This is a genomic window from Kitasatospora sp. NA04385, assembly GCF_013364235.1.
Lineage (GTDB): Bacteria > Actinomycetota > Actinomycetes > Streptomycetales > Streptomycetaceae > Kitasatospora.
In genome coordinates this window covers 4,402,866-4,425,120 of sequence record NZ_CP054919.1, presented here as the reverse complement: position 1 = coordinate 4,425,120, position 22,255 = coordinate 4,402,866, and the positions used below count along the sequence as shown (strand labels likewise).

The following is a 22,255-nucleotide window of genomic DNA, read 5'->3' as shown; positions in this document are numbered from 1 at the left end:
CGCTGCGCTATGCCATTCTTTGCCCGTGGTTGGAGCCATTGTTCCGTTGCGCACCGTGACCGCCGCCGATTCCGCGGGGCGGCCCCTGTCGTGCGCCGCGCGCCGGGGCGGTGCCGGGTGAACCCCGACGAGCAGGGCGAGGCGGGCGAGTCCGGCTCCGGGCTGGAGGCGCCGGGGCAGGTACCGGACCAGGGCGGCAGCCCGGCCCGGGAGTCGCTGAGCGGCCGGGTGCCCGGCCAGGCCCCGGCCGGACGGGGCGGCGTCGCCCCCGAGGCGTTCATCGGCGAGGCGTTCACCGGCGAGGAGCTCGCGGCACGGGCCGCGGTGCCCGCCCCCGCCGACCCGGTCGACGGTGAACGGCCGCCGTCCGACTCCGAGTTGACCGCCCGGGTGCGCGCCGGGGACGACGCCGCGTACGAGGAGGTCTACCGTCGGCACGCGGACGCCGTCCGCCGCTACGCCCGGACGTGCTGCCGGGACAGCTTCACCGCGGAGGACCTGGCGGGTGAGGTGTTCGCCCGCACCCTGCAGGCGCTGAAGGCCGGCAAGGGGCCCGAGTTCGCCGTCCGGGCCTACCTGCTGACCGCGGTGCGGAACGTGGCGGCCGCCTGGGCCCGTTCGGACCGGCGCGAGCAACTGGTCGACGACTTCACCGGGTTCGCCGAGGCCTCCGCCGCCACCGTCGAGTTCGACCTCGCCGACCCGGGCGCGGACGCCTGGGCGCTGGCCCTGGCCGACCGGCGCATGGTGATGCGCGCGTACGCCGAACTGCCCGAGGACGACCGGGTGGTGCTCTGGCACACCGAGGTCGAGCGGGAGTCGCCGAAGACCGTCGCGGTGATGCTCGGCAAGACCGCCAACGCCACCGCCGTCCAGGCCCACCGGGCCCGCGACCGGCTGGCCGCCGCCTTCCTCCAGGCGCACGTGTCGGGCAGCCAGGAGTCCGGCTGCGCCGGGTACGCCAGCCGGCTCGGCGCGTACGCCCGCGGCTCGCTGCGCAAGCGCGCCTCGGCGGAGGTCGGCAAGCACGTGCAGGACTGCGCCCGCTGCACCGCCGCGTACCTGGAGCTCGCCGACATCAACCACAGCCTGCGGGCCGTGCTGCCCGGCGGCGCGCTGCTCTGGGTCGGCACCGGCTGGTTCACCGTCGCCGCGGCGGCGGTCGGCGGCGCCGCCGTCACCGGCGCGGTCGGGGCGGCGGTGGTCGGCGGGCGGCCGCGACCACCGGCACCACGGGTGCCGCAGGCGCGGCCAGCGCTGCAGGTGCGGCCGGCGGCGCCGGGTCGTCCGGCGGCGGGGCCGCGGCGGTGGCCGGGAGGACTCGGCACCGCGGCCAAGGCGGGCATCGCGGCCGGCATCGCCGTCGTCGCGGCGGCGGTCGCCGCGTTCGCGCTCACCGGCTCGCCGGACCCGCCCGCAGGCGGCCCCGCCGCCGGCCACCGTCGTGCCGGAGACCCGCCGCCGGCCCCGCGCCGGCTGCCGTCGCCCGCGCCGACGCCCACCCGGCCCCGACGCCGACCCCAGCCCGTCACCCACGCCCACCCCGAAGCAGAAGCCCGCGCCGAAGCCCGCGCCGAAGCCGACCCCGACGCCCACGGCGCGCCGGGTGCCGCCCCCCGCACCGACGCCGACCCCCACCCCGTCACCCACGCCCACGCCGACGCCCACCCCGACGCCGACGCCCAGCCCGACGCCGACGTCGCGCCAGTTCTGGCTGGACGAGGTGCCGTTGAACCGGGGCCACCGGGTCGCGGCCGACACCCCGAGCATCCGCGGCGGCGGCCAGGTCCTCCAACGGCCCTCGGCCTGGCTGCGCGGCACCCGCTACCAGCACGTGCTGGCGACCCGGGTGCCCGCCCGGGTGACCATCGACCTGAACCGCCCCTGCCGCTCCTTCGACGCCGTCGTGGGGCTGGACGACTTCGGCGTGACGTACGGCGAGGTGGTGTTCTCGGTGCAGGGCGGCGACGGCCGGGTGCTGTGGAGCTCCCGCCCGATGTCCCCGGACGACCGCCCCGTCCCCGTGCACGTCCCGCTGGACGGCCAGAGCTCCGTGCGCCTGCTGGTCACGCCGGTCCGCGGCTCGGTCCCGGTGGTCGACCTGGCGGACTGGGCGCAGGCCCGGCTGACCTGCTAGGGCCCGCCCCACGGGCCGCCTCGGCGAGCCGCTAGAGCGCGCAGCTGCCGTCCTCGCAGGTGTCGGCGGGCGGGGCGACCGGGGTGATCCGGCGGCCGGTCTCGGCCTCGACCTGCCGGAGGACCTGGAGGAAGGTCTCGGCCTCCTGGCCGCCCTGAACGGCCCACTGGCCCTCGAAGACGAAGGTGGGGACGGCGGTGACGCCGATGGCGCGGGCCTCGGCGAGGGCGGCGAGCGTCTCGGCCTCGCCCTCGTCGCCCGCCAGGTACGCCGCGGCGCGCTCGCGGTCGACGCCGACCTCGGCGGCCAGCCCGGCCAGGGCCTCGGTGTCGCCGACGTCGACGCCCTCGGAGAAGTGCGCCTTGAGCAGGCGCTCCTTGAGGGCGGCCTGCACGGCGGCGCCGTACTCGGTCTCGGCGAGGTGGAGCAGGCGGTGGGCGCGCAGGGTGTTGACCTCCAGCGCGGCGTCGAAGTCGTAGTCGATGCCGACGCTCCTGCCGACCTCGGTGATCCGGGCGTCCATGGCGAGGGACTGCGGGCCGTAGCGCTCGGCGAGCCACTCGCGGTGGGGGCGGGCCTGCTCGGGGGCGTCGGGGACGAGCTGGTAGGGGCGGTAGAGCACCTCGACGCCCTCCTTGCCCTCGAACTGCCCGAGCGCCTGCTCGAAGCGCCGCTTGCCGACGTAGCACCAGGGACAGGCGATGTCCGAGTAGATTTCGACCTTCATGGCGGGGCGTGCTCCTGTCGGGGTGGTCGTCTCGACGACGGACGGCTCGACGACCGGTCGGCCGTTCGACGAAAGGTGAACGCTCAACCATCCGCGGACATTCCGGTCCTCCCGCTCAGTCCTCCTCGGCGGCGGGCGCGGGGACGACCAGCACCGGGCAGGCGGCGTGGTGCACCGCGGCGGTGCTGACCGAGCCGAGCAGCAGCCGGGTGAAGCCGCCGTTGCCGCGGGTCCCGACGACCAGGGTGTGCCGCCCGTCGGCGGCCTGTAGCAGCACCTCGATGACGTTGCCGAGGACGACGTGCAGGGTGAGCTGCCCGGCGTACGGGCGGGCGCGGGCGGACTGGACGGTGGCGACGGCCCGGCGCAGGCCGTCGGACATGCTCTCGACCAGCCGCTCGACGCTCTCCTGCACCAGGTCGGCCATGCCGGCCGGGTAGCCGGTCGGCGAGGGGTTGACCACGGCCAGGACGTGCAGCGGGAGGTGGTGCGCCTCGGCCTCGGTCATGGCGCGGTCGAGCGCCCAGAGCGCGGCGTCCGAGCCGTCGCAGCCGGCGAGGATCGCGGGGCCGGGCGGCGGCGGTTCGTGCCGCACGGGGAGGGTGGCGGTCATGGCGCGCGCTCCGTCTCCGGGAGGGGGTCGGGGGTCGGGGGTCTTCCGACGCTACCCAGCGGGTGCCCGTCGGCGGCGCAGGCGCACCCGGCGGTCGGGCTCCGGGCGCGGCGCGGCGCGGGCGCGGTGCGGCGCGATCAGGTGCCGAGCACGGTCAGGTGCCGGGCGCGGTCAGGTGCCGAGCGCGGTGCGGCACGGGACGGGCAGGCCGGTCCAGGAGGAGCCGGGGCGGCGGGCGGCCAGTCGGCGCAGCCAGAGCTCGACGGAGACCAGGTCGGCGAGGGCCGCGAGGGCGCCGGGCGGGGCGCTCTGCCCGGGGTCGGTGGCGGCGGCGAGCGCCTTGCGGGCGGCAGGGGCGTCGAGCAGTCCGGCCTCGCCGAGCAGCGGGCGGTCGAACAGTTCGGTGAGCGCGGCGGCGGCGGCGCGCAGGCCGCGGCGGGCCGGGTCGTGCGGGTCGGGACCGGCGGCGCGGCCCCAGTCGGCGGGGAGGTCGGTGCGGCCGGCCCCGGCCAGCACCGCGGCGAGCAGGGCGTGCCGGGCGCCGGGTTGCAGGCGCAGGTCGTCGGGGAGCAGACGGGCGGCGCGGACGACCTGGTTGTCGAGGAAGGGGGCGTGCAGGCGCTGGCCGTGCTGCTCGGTGGCGTGCACCAGGGTGCGGTAGTGGGCGGCGTGCCGGTGCAGGGCGAGGCGGGCCCGGCGGGCGCCGGGGGGTTCGGCGGGGGCGCCGTCGCGGGCGGCGGTGCGCAGGTGCTGGGCGAGGGCGGCGAGCGGTTCGTCGGCCAGCAGGTGGGCGGCGGGGCCCGGCCGGTGCCAGGCCAGGTCGGCGGCCAGGGTACGGCCCATCGTCCGTCCGGAGAACGGTTCCTGACGGAGCGTCAGCCCGAGGGCCAGATCGTCGAGGGCGTCGGCGTAGCGGGCCCGGGCCAGCCGGCGGGCGGCGCGCAGCACGGTGACGGGGGTGTGCAGGGTGCCGGTGAGCGCGCCGGCGGTGGCCCGGTCGGCACCGGCCAGGGCGGCGATCGGGGCGAGCAGGTCGAGGGAGCGGCCGGAGCGGACCAGGTCGGCGAGCCGGGCGGGGTGGCCGTCGAGGACCTGGCGGGCGCCGTGGCCGGTGAGGTGGTCGGCGCCGCCCGCCCGGTGCGCGGCGGCGTGCCGGGCGGCCGCCACCAGGGCGGGCCCGGGTTCGTCGGTGAGCGGTCCGGCGAGGGGGTCGGCCAGGTCGGCGTACGGGGCGACGGGCGGGACGACCAGGTGGCGCAGGCGGGGGGCGTGGACGGCGAGGGCGAACCCGTCGGCGTCGCCGAGGGTGACGGCGGGGAGGGTCTCGGGTTCGGGCGGTTCGGCGCGGCGGGCCCAGGAGCCCTTGACGGCGCCGGTCCGGGTGGCGGGCCGCTCCGGCTCGGCGCCGGTGCCGGGCCCGGCGGGGAGCGGGACGGCGGCGGCGAGCAGGGCGACGGTGGCGGAGGCGGTTCCGTAGGACAGGTCGACGCCGAGCCGGGGCCGGTCGGCCGGGCCGGTGGCGCGGACCCGGCAGCGGACGGCCTCCAGCAGGGCGCGGGTGAGTTCGCGGACGGCGGGCGCCTCGGCGCCGGCCGGCTCGGCGGGCCGGTCCTCGTACGGGGTGCGGTCGGCGCGTCCGCCGCGGATGCCGAGCGCGTGGCCGGGCGGGACGCGGCGCACGCCCCGGTAGGGGGTACGGTCGCCGAGCGTCTCGGGCGTCTCGGGGGTGGCGAGCCGGGCGGCCAGGTGGGCGGTGTCGACGGGAGCGCCGACCAGGTCGGCGAGCGGGAGGGCGGCGGTGGCGTAGGCGGTGCCGCCGGCGAACGGGGTGTGGAAGACCGGCTGGGCGCCGGACAGGTCGGCGAGCAGCACGGTGGAGCGGGTGCCGGCCCGCAGCACGACGGTGTAGCTGCCGGGCCAGTGGGTGAGGTGGCGCAGCGCGCCGCCGCGGGCGGCGGCCAGGCCGTCGGCGAGTTCGCGGTCGGTGGCGCCGCAGCGGCCGGCGACGGCCAGCCGCAGGGTGGCGGGGGTGTCGTGGTCGGCGCTGTCGGCGGGGTCGCCCGGGTCGAGCCCGCCGCGGACGGTGGCGGGGCCGCCGGGGCGGAGCACGGCGAGGCGCAGTTCGTCGGGGCGCCAGTCGCCGACCGCCCAGAGCGGGCCCGGGCCGCCCCAGAGCAGGGTGCCGGCGAGCGGGCGGACCGCGGCGAGGGTCGGGTCGGCGGCGGTCAGGCCGCTCCAGCCGGTGAGCCACCGCATCGCGCCTCCACCTGTGGTGCTGCGGGCGCGCGGCGAAACCCCGGGCGGGCGGGAGGGGTTGGCGCGCCGTCAGGAGACATCGTGCCACCGATGGGGCGGGTGAGCGCCAGGCTTTCGCGCAGGTGACGGTCCCTCAGTTCCGGAGGGGGCGCACGGACCGGGCCTCCCCCTCCGGGGCCCGGGCCGTGCGGGTCGCGAACTCCCCTCCGGGGCAAGGCCGGTGGCCGGGCAGGGCGGCGCGGGGAACGGCCGCGACCGCCACGGATCGACCGAAGTTGGCCGAAAGCCGTTGCACGGGCCGGGAGGGCATCCGCATGCCCTCCCGGACGCGCAGCTGCCCGCGGGGAATGAGGCAGCGTTTCCCCCGGCCCGCCGGGTCCTCGACGGCGGGCCGATCCACAGGCTTTAGCGAATCGCCCACCTGCCGCTGCGGACAGGGAGCACGGGTGGCGCACGCGGGCACGGGACCGGAGCACGGGCGTCCGGCACCTGCCAACAGGGCACCGTCCGGGCGTCCGGGCGCCCGCCGTGGACGCGGCGCGTTCCCGCCAACCGGAATGCAGCCTCTTAACCCTCGGAACGCGGGCGACTACGCTAGGTGCAAGCAGTCCGGTGGCGTGCTGCGGCCGTCGCGACTCGCCGCCATCCGCGCACGACGTCGCCAGGGGGTGCCACCGCCACCATGACCGTCAGCTCACGAGGGCCGAACGACCGGCTCGGGGCACTCCTCGCGCTCGCCCAGATCAGCAACGCCGGGCTCGCCCGCCGGGTCAACGACCTGGGCGCGCAGCGCGGCCTGACCCTCCGCTACGACAAGACCTCGGTGGCCCGCTGGGTCACCAAGGGGATGGTCCCGCAGCGCCCGGTGCCGCACCTGATCGCCACCGCGCTCGGCAACAAGCTGGGCCGCCCCGTCCCGCTGGAGGAGATCGGCCTCGCCGACTCGCACCCCACGCCCGAGCTGGGTCTGGAGTTCCCGCGCGAGGTCCCGGAGGCGGTCCGCTCGGCCACCGAGCTGTGGCGGGTCGACCTGGACCTGCGGCGCGGCCCCGGCGGCGGCCGGTGGAGCGACAGCCTGGCCGGCACCTTCTCGGTCGCCGCGTACGCCACGCCCGTCTCGCGCTGGCTGATCACGCCCGCCGACGGCTCGGTGGCCCGCGAGGCCGTCCCCGACCTGAGCGGCTACCGGGTCGGGCACGCGGACGCGGCGAAGCTCCGCGAGGCCGCCCAGGAGGCCCGCCGGTGGGACTCCAAGTACGGCGGCGGCGACTGGCGCTCCTCGATGGTGCCGGAGTGCCTGCGGGTGGAGGCCGCCCCGCTGCTGCTCGCCTCGTACAGCGACGCGGTCGGCCGGTCGCTGTTCGGCGCCACCGCCGAACTGACCAGGCTGGCGGGCTGGATGGCCTTCGACACCGGCCAGCACGAGGCCGCCCAGCGCTACTACATCCAGGCCCTGCGGCTGGCCCGCGCGGCCGGGGACGTCCCGCTCGGCGGGTACGTGCTGGCCTCGATGAGCCTGCAGGCCGCCTACCGGTCCTTCCCGGACGAGGCGGTCGACCTCGCCCAGGCCGCCCTGGAGCGCAACCGGGGCCTGGCCACCGCCCGCACCATGAGCTTCTTCCACCTGGTCGAGGCCCGCGCCCACGCCAAGGCCGGCAACGCCCCCGCCTGCGCCACCGCGCTGGCCGCCGCCGAGACCGCCCTCGACCGCGCCCGCCCCGGCGACCCGGACCCGACCTGGATCGACTTCTTCGCCTACGACCGCCTCGCCGCCGACGCCGCCGAGTGCTTCCGCGACCTCGGCGTCCCGTCCAAGGTCCGGCAGTTCACCCGCGAGGCGCTGGCCCGCCCCACCGAGGGGTACGTCCGCTCGCACGGCCTGCGGCTGGTGGTCTCGGCGATGGCCGAGGCCGAGGCGGGCGACCTGGACGCGGCGGTGGCCGCCGGGGAGCGGGCCGTCGAGGTGGCCGGGCGGATCTCCTCGCACCGCAGCCGCGAGTACGTGGTCGAGCTGCTGCGCCGCCTGGAGCCCTACCAGAACGAGCAGCGGGTCAAGGAGCTGACCGAGCGCGCCCGCCTGGTCCTGGCCACTTCCTGAACTCCCCCGCCGCCCCGGCCCCGCCGTGGCACCATCCATCGGAGCGGTCTCACACAGCCGAGGGGTGGCGGGGTTGAAGCACGACGTGCAGGTCCTGGTGGTCGGCGGCGGCATCGTCGGCCTGTCCACCGCGTACGCCCTGACCCGCGAGCACCCCGGCACCGGCGTCACCGTGCTGGAGAAGGAGGACTCCCCCGCCGCCCACCAGACCGGCCGCAACAGCGGGGTGATCCACAGCGGCGTCTACTACCGGCCCGGCTCGCTCAAGGCCCGGTACGCCACCGACGGGGCCCGCGAGATGGTCGCGTTCTGCCGCGAGCAGGGCATCGCCCACGAGGTCACCGGCAAGCTGATCGTCGCCACCGACCCCGCCGAACTCCCGCGCCTCGCCGCGCTCGCCGAGCGCGGCCGGGCCAACGGCATCCCGCTGACCGAGCTCGACCCGGCCGGGATCCGCGCGCACGAGCCGGAGGTCACCGGCATCGCCGGGCTCCACCTGGCCACCACCGGCATCTGCGACTACTCCGAGGTGGCCCGCCGCTACGCCGCCCTCGCGGGCGAGCGGGGGGCCGAACTGCGGCTCGGCACCCCCGTGCTGGACGTCGCCCGGCGGGCGGACGGCGTCACCGTCACCACCGCGCGCGGCGAGGTCCGCTGCGCGGTGCTGGTCAACTGCGCCGGGCTGCACAGCGACCGGATCGCCCGGCTGGCCGGCGACGACCCGGGCGTGCGGATCGTGCCGTTCCGCGGCGAGTACTACGAGCTGGTGCCCGGACGGCGCGCCCTGGTGCGCGGGCTGGTCTACCCCGTCCCCGACCCGGCGTTCCCGTTCCTGGGCGTGCACCTCACCCGGGGCGTGCACGGCGACGTCCACGTCGGGCCGAACGCGGTGCCCGCGCTGGCCCGCGAGGGCTACGACTGGCGCACCTTCAGCGCCCGGGACCTCGCCGGGACGGTGCGCTTCCCCGGCACCTGGAGGATCGCCCGCCGGCACTGGCGCTACGAGCTCGGCGAGCTGCACCGCTCGCTCTCCAAGCGGGCCTTCACCACCGCCGTCCGCCGCCTGCTGCCCGCCGTCACCGAGGCCGACCTCGTCCCCGCCACCGCCGGTGTCCGCGCCCAGGCCGTGGCCCGGGACGGCACCCTCCTCGACGACTTCGCCTTCGCCGGTTTCGACCCGGACGACCCCCGCTCCCCCCGCCGGACCGTCCACGTCCTCAACGCCCCCTCCCCGGCGGCGACCGCCTCGCTCGGCATCGGCCGGGACGTGGCCCGCCGGGCGGTGGCGGCACTGCGGGCGGAGTGAAACCGGCCGGGGGCCCGCTCCGCGGCTCCCTTAGACTGGTGCGATTGTGACCTCCTCCGCCCCCAGCACCCAGTTGTCCGCGTCGGCTCGGCTCTCCGCCGCCCCGGCGGCGTACCCCGCGCCGATGTACCCGCACAAGGCCACCGAGGCCCAGCACCGCGAGCAGCGGATCCGCAGCTTCCAGCCGCGCCGCGGCCGGATGACCAAGGCGCAGGCCGGCGCGCTGGACCGCGGCTGGGAGCGGTTCGGACTGGCGATCGACGGGACTCCGCTGGACCTGCCGACGCTGTTCGCGGGCCGTCCGGTGACGCTGGAGATCGGCTTCGGGATGGGCGACACCACGGCCGCGATGGCCGCCGCCGACCCGTCCGCGGGCATCCTCGCGGCGGACGTCCACACCCCGGGCCACGGCAACCTGCTGCAGTTCCTGGAGCGGGACGGCGCGGAGAACGTCCGGCTCGCGGCGGGCGACGCGGTGATCCTGCTGCGCGACATGCTGCCGGACGCCTCGCTGGCGGGCCTGCGGGTGTACTTCCCGGACCCGTGGCCGAAGCCGAAGCACCACAAGCGCCGCCTGGTCCAGACCTCGTTCCTGGACCTGGTGCTGCCCCGGCTGGCCCCGGGCGCGCTGGTGCACTGCGCGACCGACTGGGAGCCGTACGCGGAGCAGATGCTCCAGGTCCTGGGAGGCTCGCCGGAGCTGGAGAACCTGCACCCGGAGGGCGACGGCTCGGGCTGGCTGGAGCCGGACGAGCACCCGGCGGGCAGCGTGCCCGGGTACGCGCCGCGGCCCGACTGGCGTCCGGTGACGAAGTTCGAGCGGGCCGGCCTGGCCAAGGGCCACGTGGTGCACGACCTGCTGTTCCGCCGCCGCTGAGCCCGCCGCCCGCCCCGCCGGGGGTCGGGGGCCGGGGGTCGGGTCCGTTCAGGCGGTGATCCGGCCCGCGGCGACCAGCGCGCCGAGCGCCGTCCGCTGGACGTGGGCGAGCAGGGCGACCGTCACCGCGCTCATCACCAGCGCGAACAGGACGTGGCCGAGGGCGCCGGTCACCGCCGCGCCGAGCAGGCCGAGCACCAGGTGGCTGCCCAGCCGCAGGCCGACCAGCCCGAGGGCGACCTTGCGGGTCTCCTTGCCGCGCCACAGCAGCTTGGCGAGCCGGAGCCGGCGGCGCATCAGGGTCAGCGAGACGCCGAGGTTGACGACCACCAGGGCGACCAGCGCGGGCCAGGCCGAGGGGGCGGCGCGCAGCAGGTCGAAGGCCCCGGCCAGGACGCCCTCGAAGCCGAAGAACCAGACCGGCAGCCGCATCTCGGCGACGCTCGGCGGCTGCGCCTGCGGTTCGGCCTGCGCCTGCGCTGCGGTCTGCGCCTGCGGTTCGGTCTGGGCCTGCGGTTCGGTCTGGGCCTGCGCCTCGGTCTGGGCCTGCGCTGCGGCGGGCGCCTGCGCGGTGCGGGTGGCCGCTTCGATCGTGATGGCGCTCATGGTGTCTCCCCCGTGTCGTCCCGCGGGCCCGCTGTCGCGGTCCCCGTCCGCCGGTTGCCTCCCCCGCGGTGGTCACCACTGTGCCCGCCGGGGCCGGTACCGCCCCAGGACCTGCCGTCACCGGCTCGGCATGACGGATGTCACGGGCCCGGGGAGGCGGTGGGCGCGGTTCCGCTCCGCTGACGATCGGTCACCCGCCGGATACGTATTGTTCCGACCCCTCCCCCCGGAGGGAGGGGTTCGCCTACGCTGCTGCAGGTGAGCAGTCCGCCCAGCGGCAAGGGCTCCCCCGGCCCGCCCGTGGTGACCGCCGCCACGGCCGCCGATCCCCCGACCCCCACCGGCCTCCGGTCGCTCCCCGTCCCCGGACCGACCGCGCGCCGGTCCGACGGGCTGCTTCCGGACCGGTCGCCGGGGCTGAGCGGGCGGATCCCCGGGCAGCAGGGCGGCCCGGCCGCGCCCCGGGCGGTGCCACCGCTGTGGCGGCGGCTGTGGCCGCTGCGGCGGCCGGCGATGTCCTCGGCGGTGGCGGCGCTGGCGCTGGCCGGTTCGGGGGTGCTGATCCTGCACCTGGTGCAGCGGCAGACCGGGACGACGGGACTGCTGGTGGGTCTGGGCCTGGCGCTGCTGCCGCTGCCGTTCGTGCTGGGGGCGCTGGCCTGGCTGAACCGGACCGCGCGGGTGCCGACCCGGCACACCCTGTTCTGCCTGGCCTGGGGGGCGTGCGCCGCGACCACGGTGGCGATCCTGGCCAACGGCTGGGCCAGCGACTTCCTGATCGCCCACCGGGGCGCGCGCGGGGAGACGCTCGGCGCGGAGTTCGCGACGCCGCTGATCGAGGAGATCGCGAAGGGCTCGGCGCTGCTGGTGCTGCTGCTGCCGCTGCGCCGGCGGCACCGCTGCGAGGAGGACCGGCCGTGCGGCCGCTGGCGCCGCCTGCTGTGGCACCGGCCCGGCACCCGCCGCCCCGCGCACTTCCGCCCGGACCCGGGGGGCCGCCGACGGGCCCGCTCCCGCCCGCGCACCCTGGCGGCGGGGGTGGTGCTGGGCGGGGTGACGGCCTGCGGGTTCGCGTTCACCGAGAACGCGCTCTACCTGGGACGGGCGTTCACCGCGGACCGGCAGGCCCGGCTGGACGCGATCGGCCTGGGCGAGCCGCCGAGCCTGCGGGACTTCGACGGGACGGTGCACACCTTCGTCCTGCGGGCCCTGCTCTCGCCGTTCGCGCACCCGCTGTTCACCGCGCTGACCGGGCTGGGCCTGGCGCTCACCCTGAGCACCGGCCGGCGCTGGCCGGCCCGGCTGGGCGCGCCGATCGGCCTGCTGCTGGCGATGGGCCTGCACGGGGTGTGGAACGCCGCCGCCGGGCTGGGCACGGACGGGTTCCTGCTGGTGTACGGCCTGGTGATGGTGCCCTGCTTCGCGGCCCTGGTCTGCTTCTCGGTGTGGGCGCAGACCCGCCGCGGCCGGCAGTCGGCCCGCCCCGGCTGAGCCGCGGGGACGGCCGGGACAGAAACGGATTTCCCTTTCCCGCGGGGCTCACGTAGAGTCGTGTTCACCGACGCGGGGTGGAGCAGCTCGGTAGCTCGCTGGGCTCATAACCCAGAGGTCGCAGGTTCAAATCCTGTCCCCGCTACTCAGTAGCACGAAGGCCCGGAAGCACCGCTTCCGGGCCTTCGCCGTGCCCGGCCCGCTCCGCCCTCCCCGCTCCGTACGGTTCGCCGTCCGGGCGTTCCGGCCGCCGCGCGCCGCCGGTGGGAATCCTTCCCCTCGCGGTGGGGTAGGGTGGTGTTCACCGACGCGGGGTGGAGCAGCTCGGTAGCTCGCTGGGCTCATAACCCAGAGGTCGCAGGTTCAAATCCTGTCCCCGCTACTCAGTAGCACGAAGGCCCGGAAGCACCGCTTCCGGGCCTTCGCCGTGTCCGGCCGAAGAGGGCCGAATAAATCCGTTGCCCCGGCCGGTGGGTGGTGCCTATGGTGGCTGCACACTGAAAGGAGGTGATCCTGAGTTGAGTTCTTTCAGGATGCGTGAGGTGGCTGCTCGCTAGAGCCGCCCCTGCCTGCGCAGCGGTGAGGCCGTAGAGGTCTCCGGCTCAGGCTAATTCCCAGCAGTCACCCGGCCCGTGGGCTCACCGGTACATCCCCGGTGCCTCGGCCGCCGTCCCCAGGGCCCGGGGGCGGTGGCCGAGGAGCAGCCCACGGGCCGTCTGCGTCTCCGGGGCCGGGGCGGGTGCTGTACGGGCCCGGGCGCCTACCTGGGCGCGAGGCGCGGGGCCCGGCCGGGCGGTGGTGGGTGGAGGGTCAGGATGCTGCCGGAGCGGCCGGTGCGCCGGACGCGGGTGGCGATGCGGTGGTGGCGCAGGGCCGCGCGCAGTTCGGTGAGGTGGGGGCAGGGGCGGCCGCGTTCGTCGTGCAGGGGGTAGACCCGGACTTCGCCGCCGGGGGCGGTGACCCGGACGAGTTCGCGCAGCGCGCCGAGCTGTTCGGCGGGGCCGAAGACGGCCGGGTAGGCGAACAGCAGGTAGGAGCTGAGGGTGAGGGCGAAGGTGCCGTCGGCGAACGGGAGCCGGGGCAGCGCGGCGGCGACGTAGCGCTCGGGGCGGGCGGCGGCGTCGGCGGCGAACAGCCGGCGGGCGCGGTCCCAGCTGCGCAGGTACTTCTCGGGGCGGCGCCGGCGGTCGGTCGGCAGGTGGCCGCCGGGGTCGCGCCGGATGGCGTCGGCCATGACGGCGCGGCCGTCGGCGGCGAGCGCGGCGAGGCGGTGCGGGCCGAGCGCGTAGCCGGGTCGGCGGCGACCACCTCGCAGCCGAGGGCGCGGGCCTCGGCGGCGAGGGCGGCGGCGCCGCCGGGGCAGTCGAGGACGGGGCCGGGCAGCCGGCCCAGGTCGGCGCGGGTGAGGCCGAAGCAGGCGCAGTACTCGTCGAGCGGTCGGGAGGTGACCAGGACGGGCGGGGCGGTCTGGCTCATGCGGGCCTCCGGGCCTCCGGACGTTCGGCGGGCCCGGGGTGCGGCCCGGGCCCGTGGTCATCCGACCACGGGCCCGGGGGTGTCGCACGTCCGGCCGGTCCTCCGGCGGCCGTCCGGCGGCCCGCTCAGTCGTCGCTGGAGAGCAGGGCGCGGGCGGCGGACCGGTTGACGCCGTTCAGGCCGCGGATCAGCGGCGGGGTGAGGAAGAGGATGACCAGGCCGAGCAGGCAGACCCCGGCGATCTGCCAGAGCGAGGTGATCTCGTAGGCGTGGTGGACGCCGTCCGAGGTGGTCCACTCGGCGACCCGGTAGCCGCCCCAGGAGGTGTACCGGCGGAACACCCACTGGTAGACCGGGAACAGGGCGAGCGACCAGCCGAGCAGGAAGAACGTCAGCGAGAGCGTGAAGTTGAGGATCGCCCAGGGCAGCATCACGAACTGGTGCAGCACGGCCTTCCAGCCGGCCGGGTCGGCCAGCCGGGCGGTGATCCGGCCCCAGAAGCCCTCGCGGGCGACCACCACGGCGGGCGGGGCGGGCACCTCCTCGCCGAGCACGTTCCGGATCCGCCCCCGCTCGGCGGCGCCGAGGCCGCGGGCCACGGCCAGCAGCAGGCCGAGGACGGGCAGGCCGAGGACGGTCACGGCGAGGCCGAGGCCGAGGCAGAACAGCGTGACGACCAGGGTGAAGCCGAGCACGGCCATCGGCAGGCCGGTGAGCGCGAAGCCGAGATCCTGGAGGGCCTGCCGGGAGAACGGGGCGCGCCAGAACCCGGGCCGGTCGGGGTGGCCGCCGGGGGCGGTGGCGGGGTGCGCAGCGGTGGACATCCGCGGTCCTTCGGTTCGTCGGGCGGCCCCGCCGGTCGGCGGTGCCGGGCACGGGTACCAATCTGCCGCCGCGACCCCGCCCGGCGTAATGACGCCTGCTGCCGAGTTCGTGGTGGGGTTAACCCCCGGTCCGCCCCTGGAGCCGGCCGCCCTCCGGCCCCCGGCGCCAGGGCGGGCCGTCCCACTCGGGGGCGAGCAGCGAGTACTGGAGCGCGTCGTGCCAGGCGCCGTCCCGGCGGGACTCGGCCCGGATCCGGCCCTCGTGGCGGAAGCCCGCCCGGGTCAGCACCCGGACCGAGGCGGTCTGTCCGGGGTCGCAACGGGCGGCCAGCCGGTGCAGGCCGAGGCGTTCGAAGCCGAGCACGCACAGCAGCGCGGTGACCTCGGCGGCGTAGCCGCGGCCCCAGGTGTCGCGGCGCAGGACGCAGCCGAGTTCGGCGGCGTGCCCGCCCTCCCGGGTGAGCGCGGCCTGGCCGACCGGCTCCCCCGCCGGGTCGTCGACGGCGAGCCGGTAGTGCGTCCGGGGCTGCTCCTCGGCCGCTTCGAGGTACAGCTCGACCTGGTCGGCGCAGTCCTCGAAGTCCCGGACGCCGAACGGCAGGTGGCGGACCGTCTCGGGGTCGCCGTGCACGGCGTGCAGCGCGGCCACCTCCTCCGGGGTGTGCCGGTACTCCCGCAGGGTGAGCCGGGGGCCGGCCAGCCGGAGGGTCTCCATGCCGACCGACCCTACCCGGCGGCCGTCCGGGGACCGGCTGCCCTACCCGGCGGCCGTCCGGGGACCGGCTACCGTACCGGGCCGCCGTCCGGGGACCGGCTACCGTACCGGGGTGGACGACGAAGACCTGCACCTGCTGCCCCGCACCCGCTCCGCCGACCTGTTGGACTGGGCGGTCGCGGAGGGGTTCGACCCGGTGCCCGAGCCGGCGGTGCGGACGGTGCTGACCCTGCTGGAGCTGGGCGGGGCCCGGCTGCACGACGGCCTTCCCGAGCTGTCCTCCCCGGTGCTGGAGCGCCTGCTGTACGAGCAGCTGCACCTGTACGTCCAGCCGGACGGCGACCCGGCCGCGTACCCGGCGGCGGTGCGGCTGCTGATCGAGTGGCAGCGGGCGGCCCGTCGGCTGAACGCCAAGCGGGCGGAGAAGCTGCGCGCCGAGGCGGACTGGCAGGGCGAGGTGCTGCTCTCCCTGCTGCGCCGCTCCGACCTGGTGACCTGGCCCCGGCTGTACGCGCTGCTGCTGCGCGCGGACGGGGTGCCGTCCGACGACGGCCCCGGCCCGGTGCGGGAGTGGCTGGCGGCCTTCCGGGAGCTGCCGCCGGAGGAGCGGTTCGCCGCCTTCGACCGGGTGCCGGGCCTGGACGGGGACGGCAACTGGGACCAGCCGGGGCGCCCGCTGCTGATCGGGGTCTCCACCGACGGGGCGCGGCGGCTGCTGGAGCAGGGCCTGATGCGGCGCAGCTACCGCAACCTGGCCGAGCGGTCCGCCCGCGGGCTGCCGATGCCCGCCGAACTCTCCGGCGCGTTCGAGGAGTTCGAGGAGGCGGTGGCGCAGGCCGCGATCGACCTGTGCGGGGAGTGGACCGTCCCGGGGCTGCCGCGCCTGCTCCTGGAGGAGTTCCCGGAACTGGCCCCCGAGGAGTACTGAGGGCCCCGGGACCACCGGCCCGGGGGTACGGCGGGCGGCCTCCGGGTGGAGGTGCCGCGCGCCGCCCGCGGGCTACGGCCGGAGGCCGAGCTGCCGCAGCCAGGGGAGCGGGTCGACCGGGGCGCCGCCGGCGGGGCGGACCTCCAGGTGGAGGTGCGGGGCGGTGGCGCTGCCGGTGCTGCCGACGGTGCCGAGCACGGTGGCCGGGGTGGCCTCGCCGGCGGCGGTGCTGATCCGGGAGAGGTGGCAGTACCAGAGCTCGGTGCCGTCGGGGAGGGTCTGGATGACGCGGTAGCCGTAGGTGCCGGACCAGCCGGCCGCGGTCACGGTGCCCGCGGTGACGGCGGTGACGGGGGTGCCGGTGCGGGCGGCGAAGTCCAGCCCGTGGTGCAGCTGCGCCCAGTGCGCGCCGGCCTGGGCGAACGGCGCGGCCAGCCGGTAGTCGGCGACGGGCAGGGCGGGCGCGGAGTGGTCGGCGGGGGCCGGGGCGGCCGTCTCGGCCTGCCGGTCGGCGCGCTTGGCCTCGGCCTCCTGCGCGGCGGCGAGCCGGGCGGACTCCTCGGTGCTGGTGCGCTGCCCGTCGGCCTGCTGGAGGATGCGGGCGGCGAGGGCGAGGCCGGGGTCGGCGGCGGGCAGGCCGTCGGGGGCCTCGTCGGCGGCGGTGACCGGGGCCGGGGCGGGCACGGGGGCGGCCTGGGCGGTGGCGGTGGCGAGGCCGGTGGCGCCGAGCGCGGCGGTCATCGCGGTGACGCCCAGCAGGGGCGCGCCGGTGCGGGCCTGGCGGGGCAGCCGGTGCCGGAGGGGCTCGGCCTCGACCGGGTGGTCGAGCAGCTGGGTGCCGGTGCTCTCGGTGTAGGTCGACGCCACGGGGGCGCGCTCCTTCCTTCCCTGCCGCCGACCGGGTTAGCTGACGGGTTCGGAGGTGGAAGGTCTCCTACGGTCGGGCCCAGGGCCGTCCCGATTCACCCCGGTGGAACGTGGTTCCCCGGCTCCTGGACCTGCCGCGGGGCAGGACCGGATGGATTAGGCGTGGCGCACGGTGCCGCATGGTTACGGCGTTGCCGACCGCGCTGCGTTATCAAACGTTAATCCTATGGACCCCATGATTCCAAGCGCCTTCCGAGGTGCAGTGAAACTTTTCTGACGCCCTATGGGCGATTTGTGACGATTCGTCGATTCGCTCGGATTCGGCCGCCGCGAGGCCGCGACGGAACGTGACGGAGCAGTTGAGTATCCGTACTCACGACCCGCCCTTCGAGTGGCGGGACCCTGGGCGCATGACCGCTCCCGTGCCGCACCGCACCACGTCCGCCTACTTCCTGCAGGCCGTCGCGTCCTTCGCGTTCGCCACGGTCGCCCTGGTCCTGGGGATCGCCTACCTCCCGGTCAGCGCCTGGATGCGCGCCTTCCTCGCCGTCGGCCTGCTCTACGAGATCACCTCCGCGTTCACGCTGGCCAAGGTGATCCGGGACCGCCAGGAGGAGGGCGCGATCACCAGCCGGGTCGACCAGGCCCGGCTGGAGAAGCTGCTCTCCGAGCACGACCCGTTCAAGGTGGAGGGGATCTGAGCGGACCTCCGGGAGTCGGGCCGGGCTTGACGGCTAAGGCTATTAGCCTTAGCTTTATGGCTATCGGCAGCAGCCGGGCGCGCAGAGCCCGGGGCGCCGGACGACGCCCGCCCAGGAGGCCCGCGATGAACAGCACCCTCGGCACCACCACCCGGTACCTCGACGTCACCGGCGGCCGGATCGCCTACGACGACACCCCCGGCCCCGGCGTCCCGGTCGTCCTGCTGCCCGGCATGCTCGACAGCCGCGCCGTCTACCGCCACCTCGCCCCGCTGCTGACCGCCGCCGGGCACCGGGTGGTCACCATGGACCTGCGCGGCATGGGCGAGTCCTCCACCGGCTTCACCGACCACACCCCGGCCGCGCTCGCCGACGACCTGGCGGCGCTGCTGGACCACCTGGACCTGCGCGGCGCCGTCCTGGTCGGCAGCTCGTACACCGGCGCCACCGTGGTCCGGGCCGCGGCGCTCGCCCCCGGGCGGACCGGCGGGGTGGTGCTGGTCGACGCCTTCATCGAGAACCTGCCGCTGAACGGCTTCCAGAAGGCGCTGTTCGGGCTGGTCGGCCCGCTGGTCGGCGCCTTCCCCGGCCTGTGGGGCGCGGCGCAGAAGTTCTACTACCCGGCCGGCGCCCGGCCCGCCGACTTCGACGCCTACCGGGCCGACCTGGTGCGGATGCTCCGCGAGCCCGCCCGCCGGGCGGCGCTGCGCGGCTACCTGAAGGGCGACTCGGCGCCGGTCGGCTGGTGCGCGGCGGTCGACGTGCCCGCGCTGGTGCTGATGGGCGACCGGGACCCGGACTTCCCGAAGCCCGAGCTGGTCGCGGACCGGCAGGCCGCCGCGCTGCGCGGCCGTAGGGTGATGATCGGGGGCGCCGGCCACTACCCGATGGCCGGCCACCCGCAGGCCGTCGCCGACGCCCTGCTGCCCTTCCTGGCCGGCCTCGCCGGTCCGGCCGACGAGAACGGGACCGCCCGCTGATGCCCCGCGCCGGACTCTCCACCGCCGCCGTGGTGGACCACGCCCTGGAGCTGATCGACGAGCGCGGCGCCGAGGCGCTGACCCTGGCCGCCGTCGCCGCCCGGGCGGGCGTGGCCACCCCCTCGCTGTACAAGCACGTGGCCGGGGGCCTGCCCGAGCTGCGCCGCCTGGTGGCCGTCCGCACCGTCGAGGAGCTGGCCGGCCACCTGGCCGCCGCCGTCCTCGGCCACGCCCGGGACGGGGCCGTCCGCGCCCTGCTGGCCGCCTACGCCGGGTACGCCCTGGGCCACCCGCGCCGGTACGCGGCGCTGCCGCAGGCGCCGGAGCCGGACCCGGGCCCGGAGCTGGTCGCGGCCTCCGAGCGGCTGGTGGGGGTGCTGTACGCGGTGCTGCGCGGCTACGGGCTGGAGGGCTCGGAGGCGGTGCACGCGGCGCGGACGCTGCGGGCCGCGGCCCACGGGTACGCCTCGTTGGCCACGGCGGGGGCGTTCCAGCTCGCCGAGGGGACGGACGTCACGCTGGAGCGGCTGACCGGGGTGCTGGTCGAGGGGCTCGCCAACTGGCCGGGCGCGGAAGGCGCGTGACCTCTGGGGCGCTGCCGCGTTCTACCCGGTATGAAGAAGCGCAGCCTGCTCGCCTTTGCCTCGCTCGCCGTCGGCGTGGTCGCCTCCCTCACCGCCCCCAGCGCGCACGCCGCGCCGGAGCACTCGACCGGGCTCGGCCCGCTCAAGGACGCCGTCTCCGCCCCGGACCTGCCGGTCGCCGAGGGCCTCGCCCAGCAGGCCGCGACCGAACTGCCGGGCGTCTGACCGGGGGGCGCCGACCGCCGTTCCCGGTCGGCGCCGGGAGGGGCGCACGGGGCACGATCGACGGGGGAAGGCGCTGGTCGCGCGCCATGCACACCCTTTCGCAACCTCTCCCCCACCGTTTCGACACCATCGGTGCGTAACACTGTCCTTCGGTCGGGAAGTCATACCGCGTGGAGACCTTCCACGGGTGTGGCCGACAAGCACGGAGGATCAGGGAATGCCGCAGGCGACTCAGCACATCGAGCCTGGCACGGGGCTGATCCCCGCTCCCCGGACGGCACCGGACGACGCGCCCGGCGGCCCGCGCCCGGCGGTCGGCACCGGTCGGGAGGACTGGGCCGCCGCACTGCGGCACGGGGTCGCGGTGCTGCGCGGACTGCGCTCGCTGCGGCCGGTCGCGGCGCGTCCGCAGCGCGGCTACGGCGAGGTCGACGGCCAGTAGCGGGCCGGTCCGCCCCCGGCGGGATGCCGGAAATGTCGCGGATCCACCACGTGTCGCGAAAGCGGCCGGTTGCCCGGTGCGTCCATAAGATGGTCAGCACTGGCACGTCGACCGGAAGCGGGCGCTTCGCATGGACCAGAGCTCTCCGCGTCGTGCCAGCCGTTCCGAACTCCGCTGCGTGCGGGCGCTGCTGCGGGCGTCGAGCGCCGCGGAGCTGCTGGCCGCGCTGCTGGCCGAGGGCCCGGCGTGGATCACCGGCGAGGGCTCGGCGCTGTACCTGCTGGACGGCGGGACGCTCCGGCTGACCGCCTCGCACGAGCTGCCCGCGTGGGCGCACCGCAAGTACGCGGTGGTCGACCCGGCGAGCGAGCTGCCCGCGGCGCTGGCGCTGCGGCGGCGGGAGCCGGTGCTGCTGAGCCCGCAGCAGACCAGCACGGACTACCCGAACACGGCGGCGGGCCTGGGCACCGGCCTGGTCGCGCTGGCGGTGCTGCCGCTGGTGGTGGACGGGGACCCGGTGGGTTCGCTGGCGCTCGCGCTGGCCCACCGCGGGGCCGTCCCGAGGCGGGACGTCGAGCTGCTGGAGACCTTCGCCGACGTGGCCGCGCACCGGCTCTCGCACCTGCTGGACCACGTGCACGCGGCCGACCCGGCCTCGGACCGGCCGCGGTCGGAACTCCCCTCCGCCGACGGCGAGTTGCTGTCGCTGGCGGTGCGCTCGGCGGGTGCCGGGGCGTTCGAGCGGGACTTGGTGACCGGCGAGACGCTGTGGGACGCGCAGGCGTACCGGGCGGTGGGCCTGCGGCCGCCGGGGGCGACCGGGCGGGCGCCGGACCTGGCGGACGTGGTGCACCCGGAGGACCTGCCGGACGTGCAGGCCGCGCTGGCGGAGGCGCTGGCGACCGGCGGCCCGTACCGGATCTCGTACCGGGTGGTGCGCCCGGACGGTGCGCCCTGGCAGGTGGACGAGGCCGGCGAGGTGATGCTCGACGTGCACCAGCGGCCGGTGCGGACGGCCGGGCTGCTGACCGGGCGGGAGTGGCGGCCGGGCCCGACCGGCGGTTCGGCGGCGGCCGCGGCGGCGGGGGCGCGCTCCACCCTGCTGCTGGCGCTGACCAGGTCGCTGTCCCGGGCGGTGACGGTGCGCGAGGTGACCACGGCGCTGACCGACGTGGCGCGCCCGGCGCTGGGCGCGGCCGGCGTGGTGCTGGACCTGGTGGACGAGGGCCGGCTGACGCCGGTCTCCCCGGCGGTGTTCGGCGGCCCGCACCGGGCGGAGCTGAACCGGCTGCACGACCTGGCGGGCGGGGTGATGGAGCACGTGCTGGCCCGGGCCACGCCGCTGTTCAGCGAGCCGGGCCAGGAGCGCCGGGGCGCGGACGCGCCGGCCGCCTGGACGGTGCTGCCGCTGGTGGCCTCGGGCCGGCAGGTCGGCTCCTGCCTGATCACCTTCGCCACCGAGCGGTCCTTCAGCCGCGAGGACCGCACCATGTTCTCGGCGTTCGCGGGCATCCTGGCGCAGTCGCTGGAGCGGGCCCGGCTGTACGACGTCCACCACGAGCGGGCGAGCGAGTTGCAGCGGGCGATGCTGCCGCGCTCGCTGCCGTCGCTGCCGGGGATCTCCTCGGCGGCGCGCTACCTGCCGTCCACCGAGGGCATGCAGATCGGCGGCGACTGGTACGACCTGCTGCGGCTGCCGGACGGCCTGGTCGGGCTGGTGATCGGCGACGTGCAGGGCCACAACGCGGAGGCGACCGCGGTGATGGGCCAGCTGCGCTCGGGCCTGTGGGCGTACGCGACGGACGGGCACGACCCGGCGACGACGCTGGAGCGGACCAGCCGGCTGCTGGCCGGGATGGAGACCGAGCTGTTCGCCACCTGCCTGTACGTGGTGCTGGACCCGGCGACCGGCGCGCTGCGGGCGGCCCGGGCCGGGCACCCGCCGCCGGTGCGGATCTCGGCGGCCGGGGCGGTGGAGCTGGAGGTGCCGGGCGGCCCGCCGCTGGGGGTGCTGCCCGAGGTGCGCTACCCGCTGGCCGGCGCGCGGCTGGAGCCGGGCGAGACGCTGCTGGCCTACACGGACGGCCTGGTGGAGGTCCGGGACGAGGACTACGACGACTCGGTGCAGCGGATGCTGGGCGGGCTGGAGCTGTGGACGGCGGAGGCGGGCGGGGCCGGCCGGCTGGAGCAGCCGGAGGCGCTGGAGCGGCTGGCCGACCTGCTGACGCTGAACGTGACGGAGCGTGAGGTCCGGCAGGACGACGTGGCCCTGCTCCTGCTGCACCGGGTGCTCACCGGCGCGGTGGGCCGAGAGCGGAGCGATTCCGCCCGACCTGTCCGAAATTGACGGAATCTGAACGACAGAAGTTGGAACCGTTCATACGCAAGTAGTAACACCACCA

20 protein-coding genes, 2 tRNA genes, 1 pseudogene and 1 riboswitch are annotated in these 22,255 nt (G+C 76.8%); of the genes and pseudogenes, 15 read left to right on the top strand and 8 right to left on the bottom strand.

Features of this window, described 5'->3' with window-relative positions; all coding sequences use genetic code 11:
- Positions 1-9 precede the first annotated feature (9 nt).
- Positions 10-843 (top strand): annotated as a pseudogene (locus HUT16_RS38365) (RNA polymerase sigma factor); the annotation flags it as partial.
- Positions 844-1,444: 601 nt separating this feature from the next.
- Positions 1,445-2,137, top strand: coding sequence for an NPCBM/NEW2 domain-containing protein (locus tag HUT16_RS39810; RefSeq protein ID WP_368662743.1), 693 nt, complete (start codon positions 1,445-1,447; stop codon positions 2,135-2,137).
- 31 nt (positions 2,138-2,168) lie between these two features.
- On the opposite strand, the gene HUT16_RS19820 is transcribed toward HUT16_RS39810, so the two are convergent.
- From HUT16_RS19820 to HUT16_RS39285, 3 genes are all read right to left on the bottom strand, one after another.
- Complete coding sequence (locus HUT16_RS19820; RefSeq protein WP_176189465.1) at positions 2,169-2,864, bottom strand: DsbA family oxidoreductase; 696 nt, start codon at positions 2,862-2,864, stop codon at positions 2,169-2,171.
- 115 nt (positions 2,865-2,979) lie between these two features.
- Positions 2,980-3,477, bottom strand: a complete 498-nt coding sequence (locus HUT16_RS19815) for a universal stress protein (protein ID WP_176189464.1) — start codon at positions 3,475-3,477, stop codon at positions 2,980-2,982.
- Positions 3,478-3,648: 171 nt separating this feature from the next.
- Positions 3,649-5,733 (bottom strand): asparagine synthase-related protein, encoded by a 2,085-nt coding sequence (locus tag HUT16_RS39285; protein ID WP_176189463.1) that lies wholly within the window; start codon positions 5,731-5,733, stop codon positions 3,649-3,651.
- Between the two features lie 682 nt (positions 5,734-6,415).
- On the opposite strand from HUT16_RS39285, the gene HUT16_RS19805 reads away from it, so the two are divergent.
- The 3 genes from HUT16_RS19805 (at position 6,416) to trmB (ending at position 10,014) form a co-directional block, all read left to right on the top strand.
- Positions 6,416-7,831: an MFS transporter gene (locus HUT16_RS19805; protein ID WP_176189462.1), complete on the top strand. Its 1,416-nt coding sequence runs from the start codon at positions 6,416-6,418 to the stop codon at positions 7,829-7,831.
- 73 nt (positions 7,832-7,904) lie between these two features.
- Positions 7,905-9,137 (top strand): L-2-hydroxyglutarate oxidase, encoded by a 1,233-nt coding sequence (lhgO, locus tag HUT16_RS19800; protein WP_176189461.1) that lies wholly within the window; start codon positions 7,905-7,907, stop codon positions 9,135-9,137.
- Positions 9,138-9,183: 46 nt separating this feature from the next.
- A complete protein-coding gene (trmB, locus tag HUT16_RS19795; RefSeq protein ID WP_176189460.1) occupies positions 9,184-10,014 on the top strand; it encodes a tRNA (guanosine(46)-N7)-methyltransferase TrmB in 831 nt (276 codons plus the stop codon).
- Between the two features lie 48 nt (positions 10,015-10,062).
- Here trmB and HUT16_RS19790 read toward each other — a convergent pair whose 3' ends face one another.
- Positions 10,063-10,620, bottom strand: coding sequence for a hypothetical protein (locus tag HUT16_RS19790; protein WP_176189459.1), 558 nt, complete (start codon positions 10,618-10,620; stop codon positions 10,063-10,065).
- A 258-nt stretch (positions 10,621-10,878) separates the two neighbouring features.
- On the opposite strand from HUT16_RS19790, the gene HUT16_RS19785 reads away from it, so the two are divergent.
- The 3 genes from HUT16_RS19785 to HUT16_RS19775 all read left to right on the top strand — a co-directional run bounded on the left by HUT16_RS19785 (position 10,879) and on the right by HUT16_RS19775 (position 12,493).
- Positions 10,879-12,111, top strand: a complete 1,233-nt coding sequence (locus HUT16_RS19785; protein ID WP_176189458.1) for a PrsW family intramembrane metalloprotease — start codon at positions 10,879-10,881, stop codon at positions 12,109-12,111.
- 71 nt (positions 12,112-12,182) lie between these two features.
- A tRNA-Met gene (locus HUT16_RS19780) sits at positions 12,183-12,256 on the top strand.
- 163 nt (positions 12,257-12,419) lie between these two features.
- Positions 12,420-12,493 (top strand) — tRNA-Met (locus HUT16_RS19775).
- A 378-nt stretch (positions 12,494-12,871) separates the two neighbouring features.
- Here the strand turns inward: HUT16_RS19775 and HUT16_RS19770 are convergent.
- From HUT16_RS19770 to HUT16_RS19760, 3 genes are all read right to left on the bottom strand, one after another.
- The gene (locus tag HUT16_RS19770; RefSeq protein ID WP_176189457.1) at positions 12,872-13,345 is read right to left on the bottom strand and encodes a class I SAM-dependent methyltransferase; all 474 of its coding nucleotides are present in this window, start codon (positions 13,343-13,345) and stop codon (positions 12,872-12,874) included.
- A 367-nt stretch (positions 13,346-13,712) separates the two neighbouring features.
- Positions 13,713-14,411 carry a sensor domain-containing protein gene (locus tag HUT16_RS19765; protein WP_176189456.1) on the bottom strand — a complete coding sequence of 233 codons (699 nt, stop codon included), beginning with the start codon at positions 14,409-14,411 and terminating at the stop codon, positions 13,713-13,715.
- Between the two features lie 118 nt (positions 14,412-14,529).
- The gene (locus tag HUT16_RS19760) at positions 14,530-15,126 is read right to left on the bottom strand and encodes a GNAT family N-acetyltransferase (protein ID WP_176189455.1); all 597 of its coding nucleotides are present in this window, start codon (positions 15,124-15,126) and stop codon (positions 14,530-14,532) included.
- 112 nt (positions 15,127-15,238) lie between these two features.
- Between HUT16_RS19760 and HUT16_RS19755 the strand changes: the two genes are divergently transcribed.
- Complete coding sequence (locus tag HUT16_RS19755; RefSeq protein WP_176189454.1) at positions 15,239-16,054, top strand: hypothetical protein; 816 nt, start codon at positions 15,239-15,241, stop codon at positions 16,052-16,054.
- A gap of 72 nt (positions 16,055-16,126) precedes the next feature.
- Here HUT16_RS19755 and HUT16_RS19750 read toward each other — a convergent pair whose 3' ends face one another.
- Positions 16,127-16,921 carry a M23 family metallopeptidase gene (locus HUT16_RS19750; RefSeq protein ID WP_254897892.1) on the bottom strand — a complete coding sequence of 265 codons (795 nt, stop codon included), beginning with the start codon at positions 16,919-16,921 and terminating at the stop codon, positions 16,127-16,129.
- Between the two features lie 10 nt (positions 16,922-16,931).
- A riboswitch (cyclic di-AMP (ydaO/yuaA leader) is annotated at positions 16,932-17,094 on the bottom strand.
- 237 nt (positions 17,095-17,331) lie between these two features.
- Between HUT16_RS19750 and HUT16_RS19745 the strand changes: the two genes are divergently transcribed.
- The 6 genes from HUT16_RS19745 (at position 17,332) to HUT16_RS19720 (ending at position 22,200) form a co-directional block, all read left to right on the top strand.
- Positions 17,332-17,622 (top strand): YiaA/YiaB family inner membrane protein, encoded by a 291-nt coding sequence (locus HUT16_RS19745; RefSeq protein ID WP_176189453.1) that lies wholly within the window; start codon positions 17,332-17,334, stop codon positions 17,620-17,622.
- A gap of 125 nt (positions 17,623-17,747) precedes the next feature.
- Positions 17,748-18,602: an alpha/beta fold hydrolase gene (locus tag HUT16_RS19740; RefSeq protein WP_176189452.1), complete on the top strand. Its 855-nt coding sequence runs from the start codon at positions 17,748-17,750 to the stop codon at positions 18,600-18,602.
- Positions 18,602-19,186 carry a TetR-like C-terminal domain-containing protein gene (locus HUT16_RS19735; protein ID WP_176189451.1) on the top strand — a complete coding sequence of 195 codons (585 nt, stop codon included), beginning with the start codon at positions 18,602-18,604 and terminating at the stop codon, positions 19,184-19,186. The genes HUT16_RS19740 and HUT16_RS19735 overlap by 1 nt, the downstream gene beginning before the upstream one ends.
- A gap of 30 nt (positions 19,187-19,216) precedes the next feature.
- A complete protein-coding gene (locus tag HUT16_RS19730; protein WP_176189450.1) occupies positions 19,217-19,411 on the top strand; it encodes a hypothetical protein in 195 nt (64 codons plus the stop codon).
- 217 nt (positions 19,412-19,628) lie between these two features.
- The gene (locus HUT16_RS19725) at positions 19,629-19,853 is read left to right on the top strand and encodes a hypothetical protein (protein ID WP_176189449.1); all 225 of its coding nucleotides are present in this window, start codon (positions 19,629-19,631) and stop codon (positions 19,851-19,853) included.
- 130 nt (positions 19,854-19,983) lie between these two features.
- Positions 19,984-22,200 (top strand): SpoIIE family protein phosphatase, encoded by a 2,217-nt coding sequence (locus HUT16_RS19720; RefSeq protein ID WP_176189448.1) that lies wholly within the window; start codon positions 19,984-19,986, stop codon positions 22,198-22,200.
- The last annotated feature ends 55 nt before the right edge of the window (positions 22,201-22,255 follow it).

Excerpts from the sequence above, each read along its gene's own strand:
- HUT16_RS19820 (WP_176189465.1), bottom strand. The coding sequence starts at position 2,864 with ATGAAGGTCGAAATCTACTCGGACATCGCCTGTCCCTGGTGCTACGTC.
- HUT16_RS19815 (WP_176189464.1), bottom strand. The coding sequence starts at position 3,477 with ATGACCGCCACCCTCCCCGTGCGGCACGAACCGCCGCCGCCCGGCCCC.
- HUT16_RS39285 (WP_176189463.1), bottom strand. The coding sequence starts at position 5,733 with ATGCGGTGGCTCACCGGCTGGAGCGGCCTGACCGCCGCCGACCCGACC.
- HUT16_RS19805 (WP_176189462.1), top strand. The coding sequence starts at position 6,416 with ATGACCGTCAGCTCACGAGGGCCGAACGACCGGCTCGGGGCACTCCTC.
- HUT16_RS19790 (WP_176189459.1), bottom strand. The coding sequence starts at position 10,620 with ATGAGCGCCATCACGATCGAAGCGGCCACCCGCACCGCGCAGGCGCCC.
- HUT16_RS19770 (WP_176189457.1), bottom strand. The coding sequence starts at position 13,345 with ATGGCCGACGCCATCCGGCGCGACCCCGGCGGCCACCTGCCGACCGAC.
- HUT16_RS19765 (WP_176189456.1), bottom strand. The coding sequence starts at position 14,411 with ATGTCCACCGCTGCGCACCCCGCCACCGCCCCCGGCGGCCACCCCGAC.
- HUT16_RS19760 (WP_176189455.1), bottom strand. The coding sequence starts at position 15,126 with ATGGAGACCCTCCGGCTGGCCGGCCCCCGGCTCACCCTGCGGGAGTAC.
- HUT16_RS19745 (WP_176189453.1), top strand. The coding sequence starts at position 17,332 with ATGACCGCTCCCGTGCCGCACCGCACCACGTCCGCCTACTTCCTGCAG.
- HUT16_RS19740 (WP_176189452.1), top strand. The coding sequence starts at position 17,748 with ATGAACAGCACCCTCGGCACCACCACCCGGTACCTCGACGTCACCGGC.
- HUT16_RS19735 (WP_176189451.1), top strand. The coding sequence starts at position 18,602 with ATGCCCCGCGCCGGACTCTCCACCGCCGCCGTGGTGGACCACGCCCTG.
- HUT16_RS19730 (WP_176189450.1), top strand. The coding sequence starts at position 19,217 with ATGAAGAAGCGCAGCCTGCTCGCCTTTGCCTCGCTCGCCGTCGGCGTG.
- HUT16_RS19725 (WP_176189449.1), top strand. The coding sequence starts at position 19,629 with ATGCCGCAGGCGACTCAGCACATCGAGCCTGGCACGGGGCTGATCCCC.
- HUT16_RS19720 (WP_176189448.1), top strand. The coding sequence starts at position 19,984 with ATGGACCAGAGCTCTCCGCGTCGTGCCAGCCGTTCCGAACTCCGCTGC.